Raw genomic sequence first — 9834 nt, 5'->3', positions numbered from 1 at the left:
AATTCAAAATCGCAAGGCTTGAAATATTTTTGAACCAAATTTTGTGCCTTGACATTACCCAAGCGACTCACAACCCTTGAGTATTGATTATAAATTTCGGCTTTTTGGGCGTTTTTTTGCAAGATGATATTTAGCACACTTTCCATAATATCCACAGGCTCAAAACCGCTCACAGCTATGGGCGTGTGAAAATTTTTAACCAAAGGCTCATAAATTTGATAACCCGTAATCACACTCACATGAGAAGGTCCCAAAAAAGCGTCAATTTTGACATTTTCATCGCTCATTATCGCTTGTATCGGAGCTGGGACGGTGATATGATTAGAAAAAATGGAAATATTTTTTAAATCTTCTTTGATGATTTTCTCTAAAAGCAAAGCACTCATAGGCGTAGTTGTTTCAAAACCTATAGCGAAAAAAATGATTTTTTTATTTTGATTTTCTTTTGCAATTTGCAAAACTTCAAGCGGAGTATAAAGCGCTCTTACATCAGCACCCTTAGCGCGTAAATCAAGCAAAGATTCTTTGCTCCCAGGGATTCTTAATAAATCTCCTAAGGTGCAAAAAATCACATTTTTTTGATTAGCTAATTTTAAGGCTATATCAATACGCTGACGCGGCATTACACACACAGGACAACCCGGTCCGTGTATGAAATTTACTTTCTTAGGAAGTAAGTCGCATAGAGCATATTTCATAATACTATGCGTATGTCCGCCACAAATTTCCATTATATTTATAGACTCTTTAATATTTTTTCTAATTAAAGCATTAAGTGCTAAAAGGGTATTTTTGTCTCTAAATTCATCGATGAAATTCATTAAGCCCCATATCCCCTTCGTCCGTTTTTATCTCTCCACTTTGCATTTTATCTACTATTTCTTGGTAGGTTTTAATGCTTAAAAGTGCGACTTCTTGATCGATTTTCTCCATAGCTACTCCCACATGGATTAAGACAAAATCACCCTCTTTCAAAGGCTCACTAATTAAATCTAAATTCACCTTTCTTTTGACCCCTAAAGTATCCACTAAGGCATTGTTTAATTCATCGATTTCTAAAATTTTGGAAGGGATAGAAAGGCACATTAAAAAAGCTCCTTTTTAAGTCTTAAATAACGATACCAAAGCTCTAAATTTGTCCCCGTTTTAGAATCAAGGACTAAAATATCGACTTTGGGATTAAGCTTTTTGCACTCTTTACTTGCTTCTTCGATGTTAAAATCAAAATGATGTGCCAAATCTGCTTTTGAAATGATGACTAAATCCGCTTTTTTAAACATCACGGGATATTTTTGCGGCTTATCACTCCCTTCTGTAACGCTCAAAAGCACGACATTTAAATGCTGTCCTAAGTCATAACTCGCAGGGCAAACCAAATTTCCTACATTTTCTATAAAAAGCAAATCGCACTCCCTTAAGCTTAAATGATGTAAGGCTTCATGCACCATAAAAGCATCTAAATGGCAACTTTGCCCTGTGGTGATTTGAAATGCTTCAGCTCCCGCTTCTCTTACGCGTTTAGCGTCATTTTCACTTTCTAAATCACCCTCAATAACGCTTATTTTCATTTCATTTTTTAAAGCTTTTAAAGTATTTTCTAAAAGCGTAGTTTTCCCACTTCCTGGAGAACTCATTAAATTAATACAAAGCACTCCAGTCTCATTAAAATGCTCCCTATTATGCTCTGCTTCGTGGTCGTTTTTGCTTAGAATTTTACTTAAAACTTCTAGGGTTTTTTCCTCTTTGAGCTCGGGATTTTCATAATTTTGATAATGATGATGTGAGTGGGTGTGAGTGGGTGAAGTTACCGAACAGCCGCAGTCTTTACACATATTTTCTCCTTAGCCTCTTGTATTTTCTTAAAATTCTAAACGATTTTAATTAATCGCCAACCAATATTTTATATTTAATGTTAAAATAGCATAAAATTTAAAAGGGTTAAAAATGAAACAAATCACACTAGCACACGGAGGCGGTGGCGAAGAAATGAACGAATTTTTGAAAGGCATTTTTAAGCTTTTTGATAATGATATTTTAAACGAGGCAAATGACGCCGCCATTTTAGGCGATATGGCTTTAAGCACGGATTCTTTTGTGCTAAGTCCTATTTTTTTAGATGAGGAAGTTAATATAGGCAAACTTTGCGTGTGTGGCTCAATCAATGACATTTTGATGGTGGGTGCGAAACCCTTATTTTTAAGTCTTGCTTTGATTTTAGAAGAAGGATTTGCTTTTGAAAAATTAGAAAAAATTTTAAAAAGTATTAAAAGTGAATGCGATAATATAGGCGTTAAGCTTGTTTGTGGGGATACTAAGGTCGTGCCTAAGGGAAAAGGCGATGAAATTTATATCAATACAACAGCCCTAGGGCAAATCATAAAACCCTGTCAAACAAGGAATTTAAAAGCAGGTCTTAGTGTGCTACTAAGCGGTGATATAGGTGCTCACGGTGCTAGCGTTCTTATAAAAAGAAATGCGCTTGAAGCGGACATTAAAAGCGATTGTAAGTGCGTAAAAGATGAAGTTTTAGAGCTTTTGGGGGCAAATTTAAGCATAGTGGCAATGCGTGATGCTACGCGTGGGGGCTTATCGGCTGTTTTAAATGAGTGGGCGAGTTTTTGCAAAAAAGATATTTTAATTTATGAGGAAAAAATAGCCGTTAAAAGTGAAGTTTTAGGACTTTGCGAACTTTTTGGCTATGAGCCTTATGAACTTGCTAATGAAGGCACTTTTGTGCTTTGTGTAGAGCAAAAAGACGCGCAAAAAGCCTTAGAAATCTTACAAAAATATAACAAAAATGCGAACATTATAGGAGAAATTCTACCAAGTGAAAAAGCAAGGGTGATTTTACAAAATGCCTATGGAGCAAAACGCTTTTTAGAAAGCCCTAAGGGTGAGCTTTTACCTAGGATATGCTAATGCACGAATTAAATATAGTAGAATCCTTAATCACACTTTGCGAGGAAAATGCCACCACTCAAAACGCCAAAGAAATTAATGAAATTTATGTTAAAATCGGGCGTTTAAGTGGTATAGAAATCTCGCTTTTTAAGCGTTGCTTTGAAACTTTTAAAGAAAATTCTATACTCTGTCAAAAAGCTAGGCTTTTTGTAGAGGTTGGGGAGCTTGAAATTTTATGTCTTTCTTGTGGGGAAAAAAGCATTTTAAAAGAAAATGTGTTTAAGTGTCCAAAATGCAAAAGTGTGGATTTAAAAACCATAGACGGCGATGAAATGATGTTAATGCGGCTTGTTATGAAGTGATGGTGCCCAAGGCCGGACTCGAACCGGCACAAGGTCGCCCTTACTAGATTTTGAGTCTAGCGCGTCTACCAGTTTCACCACTTGGGCATATTAAGAGCGTAATTATACTTTTTTAAGTTTATAAATTCTTTAAAAGGAATTTTAAATTTAGGAACGCTTTTTGCTTGTAATGTCGTAGCAGTATTTGAAAAGATTAAATTCATCATTAAGGAAAGACAATGAGAGTTACAAATAAACTTAATTTTACAAACTCCATTCAAAATACGATGAGCGGTGCTTCTGCTTTAAATAAGCTTAGTATGCAACTTAGCTCAGGTATGAAAATACAAGATTCTTACGAAGATGCTAGCATTTACATCGATAATACGCGCCTTGAGTATGAGCTAAAAACTCTGGAGCAGATTAAAGAGGCGACAAGTTCAGCTAAAGAAATGACCTCAAATAGTATGAAAGCCTTGCAGGATATGGTGAAATTGCTAGAAAATTTCAAGGTTAAAGTAACTCAAGCTGCAAGTGATAGTAATTCTCAAACCTCTCGTGAAGCCATAGCTAAAGAGCTAGAAAAGATAAAAGAGCAAATTGTCCAGCTTGCAAATACGAGCATTAATGGGCAATACCTTTTCGCAGGAGCCCAGCTCAATCACAAGCCTTTTGACTCTAAGGGCAATTATTTTGGCGATAAAAATAATGTCAATGTCGTAACGGGTGCGGGAACGGAAAGTCCTTATAATATCCCTGGATTTGATTTATTTTTCAAAGCTGATGGGGATTATCAAAAGCAAATTACGACCAATGAGAGCTTTACGGATAATAGACATGATTTAAGTAAAAACCCTAGCAAAAAGCAGTATTTAAAGGGAGATAATTTATGGCAGGATTTAATCGGGCTTGGCTATGTGAAAGATAAAAAGTTAGAAATTGATAAGGATTTTGACCAGAAAGATACAAGACTTGATTTTCCACCAACTACGCTTTATGTGCAAGGGGTAAAGCCTGATGGACAGAGCTTTAAATCCGCCGTTTTAGTTAATCCTACGGATAAAATGGAAGATGTGCTAGAAAAAATAGGCAATTTATATGGTAATACTGCCACCGAAAAAGTGGTCGATGTAACGATTAATGATAGCGGTCAAATTCAAATAAGAGATTTAAAAGAGGGCAATAATAAGCTTGATTTTCACGCAGTAGCTTACACTCCGCAGTTTGATGATAAAACAAAAATGCAAAAAATAGAAACTGCAATGCAAGCGGCTAATCCTCCTTTAAGTAAAGACGGTTTAACAAATTTGATTATGGAAGCAGCCATAGGCAATCCAGCAAGACCGATCACAGATTTACAATCTCCTGTTCAAGTAACGATAAATAACCAGCAATTTAATATCGACCTCCACCAAACTGACTTTATCAATTCTAAAATGACAGATAGTGAAGGAAATGCTACAAATGGGGCGGATTATGATAATGTCTTTTTTGAAAAGCACGGAAATTCCGTTGTAGGGAATGTCTCTCAAGTCATTCAAGGGACAAATGCTTACGCCACAGATGATACAAAGCTAAGTGAGGTAATGTCGGGTAATGCTATGGACTCCACTTTAAATTTAACCGTCAATTCAAAGGGTGGAAATACCTATAATGTAACGGTTAATTTGCAAAATTCAACCGTGAGTTTTCCAGATCCAAATAATCCTAATCAAAACATCACCTTTCCTATCACGCATACAAATCCTACCACAGGAAATAATGGTGTCGTAACTCCGCCAAATGAGATAACTTATAGACAGCTTAACGACATCATAGGAATGTTTGCAAGTGATCAAGTGCCAACGCAAAGCATACAGCCAAATAATGGGCAAATCACAAATGCACAATATGACACCTTGCAAAAATTGATGAGCGATTCTAAATCGACCGTAAATGTTACGATGGATTATCGTGGGCGTATTAGCGTTACAGATAAACTTTCAACAGGCACGAATATAGGCGTTTCTCTAAGCGACTCACAAAGCGGACATTTTCCACGGCCTCCTTACAATCATACGGCAAATCAGGTCGCGGGACCAGATTTTTCCTTTAATGCGAACAATTCTTTAGTCATTGATGAGCCTAATGTTGATGTGATTAAGGATTTAGATTTGATGATAGAGGCGGTTTTAAGTGGAAATATGAGAGCTAATGCAGACGGAGATAATCCTAGAAATACAGGGATGCAAGGCGCACTTGAGAGGCTTGACCACTTAAGCGACCACATTAACAAGCTAAACACCACTATGGGGGCGTATCATAATAATATAGACAATGTCAATACACGCGTAACCTTTTTAGCTGTCAATGTGCAAACGCTTAAAACTCAGGTCAATGACGCAGATTATGCTGAAACTTTAATGAATTTAATGCAAACCCAACTTGCCTACCAAGCTTCGATGAAGGCAACCACAACCATATCACAACTAAGCTTGTTAAACTATATGTAAAGCTTTAATGCTATAATAGCTTCTTTTATCAAATTTTAAGGATTTAACATCAAAAAAGAAGCTATTTTTATCCTTTCATCTTTAATTATTTTTTATCTTTGTCTTTGTATGTTAGCACCTCAAATGGGTGTATGGCTTTATGAGGCGAATTTCTTTTTATTTGGGGAATTTGGAATTTATTATCCTTTTGCCCTTTTTGTTTTAAATTATTTATATTTTAAAAAATCTTACAAAATAGAGCTTTTTAAACGCACAGAGCTTTTTGGCATAAGCTTTGCCTTTTTTGCCACTTTGCTTTTATTTGCTGTGTTTGATAAGCATAATGGCTATATTTTAGAGCTTTTATATGCTTTATTTTCTACGCTTTTTGGGCATATAGGAAGTGGGATAGTGGCACTTTTATTTTTACTTCTTTCTATTTGCCTACTTTTTCCAAATTTCATCAAAGAAGTGTTTAAAATAGAAATTAAATGGGAGCGTTTAGCTCAATTTGAAAGTAATTTCAAAAATATCTTAATGAAAATTTTTGGCGGGGAAAGCGAAAAAGAAGAGTTTGCAGAAATAAAAACAAAGAGTAAAGAAAAAGAAAACACCCCACCACCAAAAATACAAAATTTAAAACCTGCAATAGAAGAAGAGATAAAAACAAATAATCTTAAAGCAAGTAGCAATGCAAAAGCCGATTTTGCCAAGCTTAAAACGCAAATTTTAGACGAAAAAATAGAAATTGAAAATCTCAATCCCCAAAGTTTTCTTTATGAAAATTCTAGGGAATTACGCTCTTTCGCACAAAAAGCAAGCAAAAGCGTAATGGGGCTAGATGAGGAATTTAACTTTATACCACAAGAGGAGATGGAAGTGATACCAGAGCGTTTTTTAAAGCCTAAGAAGCCAGAGGATATTCAACAAATTGACATTAAGGACAATTTAGATGAGCCAAGCTACAAAAGAAAAAATATAGCAATTACTTCTCCAAAAAATGAAACCAAGCCTAAAATTTTCACTAAAGAGCTAGAAACTAGAGAAAATTTAATGCAAAAAGCAAGACTTGAAAAAGAATATAAAGAAAATCAAAATGAAATTTTAGAAAAAAAAGTGCAAGAGCAAATTCAAAGACTTGAAAACGAAGAATTGAAAAATCTTAGCCCACTTCCTACAAATAGCAAATATAGCTTCAATGAAGAAACAACTTCTTTAAGCAAAACGCCAGAAATTCAAAACACCCCTCCAACAAATTTACAACCGCAAATAAGCAATGACGATTTTGAAATTATAGAATTAAAAGAAAATTTAGGGCAAGATGTGGAATTTGTCGTCGAAGAGCTTGAAAGCCCGATAATGCCACCAAAGCCTTCCGTCATTAAACTTGAAGATGTTGAGGAAAAAAATGAAAAACTTTATCTTAACGATGAGGCAAAAAAACCTTTAAAAGAAGATTTTAAAATCATATCAGAAGAGAATTTGCCACAAAAAAGAAGCGTTTTAGCTAAAGAAATAGCTATAAATCAAGCTCTTTTAGCCGAGATAGAACAGGGGAATTTTGAAAATCCAAAGGATTTCATTTTACCTCCTCTTGATTTTCTTGCAAATCCTGATGAAAAAAAGAGAGAAATTGACGAAAGCGAGATTGATAAAAAAATTTATGATCTGCTTGAGAAATTACGCCGCTTTAAAATAGGAGGCGATGTGATTAGCACCTATACAGGACCTGTGGTAACGACCTTTGAATTCCGCCCTAGTGCCGATGTAAAAGTAAGCCGAATTTTAAATTTGCAAGATGATTTAGCAATGGCTTTGAGGGCACGCTCTATCCGTATCCAAGCACCTATTCCTGGTAAAGATGTAGTCGGCATTGAAGTGCCAAATGAAGAAACGCAGACCATTTATTTAAGAGAAATTTTAGAAAGTGAAGTTTTTCGTAACTCAAAAAGCCCACTTACCATAGCACTCGGCAAGGATATAGTAGGAAATGCCTTTGTAACTGATCTTAAAAAACTTCCGCATCTTCTCATAGCAGGGACAACGGGAAGTGGGAAAAGCGTGGGGATAAACGCTATGCTTTTAAGCTTACTATACCGCAATAGCCCTAAAACTTTGCGTTTGATGATGATAGATCCAAAAATGCTTGAATTTAGCATTTATAATGATATCCCTCATCTTTTAACGCCTGTTATTACCGACCCAAAAAAAGCTGTCAATGCCCTTTCTAATATGGTCGCAGAGATGGAGCGTAGATACCGCCTAATGGCTGAAGCAAAAACCAAAAATATAGAAAATTACAATGAAAAAGTAAGACTAAGCGGTGAAGCGGAGGAACTGCCTTTTATCGTTGTGATTATCGATGAATTAGCGGATTTAATGATGACGGCAGGTAAAGATGTGGAATTTTACATCGGGCGTTTAGCACAAATGGCAAGAGCGAGCGGAATTCATCTCATCGTGGCGACTCAACGCCCTTCCGTTGATGTAGTTACAGGACTCATCAAAGCAAATTTACCAAGCCGAATTTCTTACAAGGTAGGGCAAAAAATCGATTCAAAAGTCATACTTGATGCTATGGGTGCTGAAAGCTTACTGGGTCGTGGAGACTGCCTTTTTACTCCTCCTGGAACAAGTAATATCGTGCGTTTGCACGCACCTTTTGCTAGCGAATTTGAAATTGAAAAAATTGTGGATTTTCTAAAAGAACAACAAGTTGTAGAATATGATGATAGCTTTTTAAAAGATGAGCAAAGTAGTGGAGTAACGGCAAATGGCGAGATTGAGGGAGGGCTTGATGAGCTTTTTGAAGAGGCTAAAAGGGTTATTTTAGAAGATAAAAAAACAAGCATTTCTTATGTGCAACGCCGTCTTAAAATAGGCTATAATAGAGCCGCCAATATCATAGAACAATTGAGCCAAATGGGAATTTTAAGTGAGCCTGATTCTAAGGGACAAAGAGAAATTTTACATTCTAACGCAAAGGATTAAAAATGCAGGAAAAAATTATGGTAGTCGATCCAAATCAACTAAGCGATGTAGAGGTAGCAGACATTTTAAAAAATGCGTCAAGCGTTAAAAATACTAGTTTTAGAGGAAATTTAGATGAACTTTTAGATGAGGCTAAAATGGTTATTTTAAAGGGTGGCAAAACTAATGCTCTATATTTACAAAGTGAACTTAAAATCGGTTTCAATAGAGCTGAAATTATCATAAAGCAATTAAGTCAAATAGGCTTTTTAAGCGAACCTGACTCTAATGGAGTGAGAAAAATTTTATAAAATTTAGCGATAAACTCACAAACTTTACTCATCATCAACGCCTTCGAACAATGGCTCAACTTCTTCAGATCAAACCCAAGCATCAAAAATCTCTCCTAGATCAAAGCCTTAATCCATCCATAAACTTATTTTTATGCTTTATTTAATCCCACTTTAAGCTTTCCTCGCTACAATTTCATTTCTTTTTTGTTTTTACCCTTAGCTTCTTAGCCATAGTAAAAACCTAAAAAAAGTCTTGTTCTTTAACACCAACATTGTTATTTAAATCTTATAGTCAATCTTTGAAATCTAAATAAGTGACGATTGAGCCAACTTTACTATATATTAGTAAAGCTAAACAAATAAAAGTTTTAGATTAAAACTTCATATCACTAAAGCTAAAGATACTAGGGAATAACCTAATTAATGGATTGTGTTTAGCAATCTTATCTTTAGTGTTGCTTCTTAGTCAGGCTTTGCCTGATGTTAAAGAAGATAAAAATATGGAGAGTTTGATCCTGGCTCAGAGTGAACGCTGGCGGCGTGCCTAATACATGCAAGTCGAACGATGAAGCCTTTAGCTTGCTAGAGGTGGATTAGTGGCGCACGGGTGAGTAAGGTATAGTTAATCTGCCCCGCACTGGGGGACAACACTTAGAAATGAGTGCTAATACCCCATACTCCTATTTAGCATAAGTTAGATAGGGAAAGTTTTTCGGTGTAGGATGAGACTATATAGTATCAGCTAGTTGGTAAGGTAAAGGCTTACCAAGGCTATGACGCTTAAGAGGTCTGAGAGGATGAGCTCTCACACTGGAACTGAGACACGGTCCAGACTCCTATGGGAGGCAGCAGTAGGGA

General features: G+C 35.8%; 8 protein-coding genes, 1 tRNA gene and 1 rRNA gene. 6 read left to right on the top strand and 4 right to left on the bottom strand.

Features of this window, described 5'->3' with window-relative positions; all coding sequences use genetic code 11:
* From hypD to hypB, 3 genes are all read right to left on the bottom strand, one after another.
* The coding region (gene hypD, locus NYG92_RS08960; RefSeq protein ID WP_289234189.1) for a hydrogenase formation protein HypD at positions 1-821 on the bottom strand (821 nt) is incomplete at its 3' end.
* Positions 805-1086, bottom strand: a complete 282-nt coding sequence (locus tag NYG92_RS08955) for a HypC/HybG/HupF family hydrogenase formation chaperone (protein WP_270977681.1) — start codon at positions 1084-1086, stop codon at positions 805-807. The genes hypD and NYG92_RS08955, both read right to left, overlap by 17 nt.
* Complete coding sequence (gene hypB, locus NYG92_RS08950; protein WP_289234188.1) at positions 1086-1832, bottom strand: hydrogenase nickel incorporation protein HypB; 747 nt, start codon at positions 1830-1832, stop codon at positions 1086-1088. The genes NYG92_RS08955 and hypB overlap by 1 nt, the downstream gene beginning before the upstream one ends.
* 112 nt (positions 1833-1944) lie before the next feature.
* On the opposite strand from hypB, the gene hypE reads away from it, so the two are divergent.
* Together hypE and NYG92_RS08940 are read left to right on the top strand one after the other, a co-directional pair.
* Entirely contained in the window at positions 1945-2919 is a 975-nt protein-coding gene (hypE, locus tag NYG92_RS08945) for a hydrogenase expression/formation protein HypE (protein ID WP_270966433.1), read from the top strand.
* Entirely contained in the window at positions 2919-3263 is a 345-nt protein-coding gene (locus NYG92_RS08940; protein ID WP_270966434.1) for a hydrogenase maturation nickel metallochaperone HypA/HybF, read from the top strand. Before hypE ends, NYG92_RS08940 begins: the two co-directional genes overlap by 1 nt.
* On the opposite strand, the gene NYG92_RS08935 is transcribed toward NYG92_RS08940, so the two are convergent.
* Positions 3264-3350: transfer RNA gene (locus tag NYG92_RS08935), tRNA-Leu, on the bottom strand.
* Positions 3351-3481: 131 nt separating this feature from the next.
* On the opposite strand from NYG92_RS08935, the gene flgL reads away from it, so the two are divergent.
* From flgL to NYG92_RS08915, 4 genes are all read left to right on the top strand, one after another.
* Positions 3482-5734, top strand: a complete 2253-nt coding sequence (flgL, locus tag NYG92_RS08930; RefSeq protein ID WP_289234187.1) for a flagellar hook-associated protein FlgL — start codon at positions 3482-3484, stop codon at positions 5732-5734.
* Between the two features lie 108 nt (positions 5735-5842).
* Entirely contained in the window at positions 5843-8704 is a 2862-nt protein-coding gene (locus NYG92_RS08925; protein WP_289234186.1) for a DNA translocase FtsK, read from the top strand.
* 2 nt (positions 8705-8706) lie between these two features.
* A complete protein-coding gene (locus NYG92_RS08920) occupies positions 8707-8994 on the top strand; it encodes a DNA translocase FtsK (RefSeq protein WP_270977690.1) in 288 nt (95 codons plus the stop codon).
* Positions 8995-9473: 479 nt separating this feature from the next.
* Positions 9474-9834 (top strand): 16S ribosomal RNA (locus NYG92_RS08915); the annotation flags it as partial.

It is taken from the genome of Campylobacter felis, assembly GCF_030250085.1.
Lineage (GTDB): Bacteria > Campylobacterota > Campylobacteria > Campylobacterales > Campylobacteraceae > Campylobacter_D > Campylobacter_D upsaliensis.
Note: the sequence above shows the minus strand (reverse complement) of the source record. Positions and strands in the feature narration are given on the sequence as shown.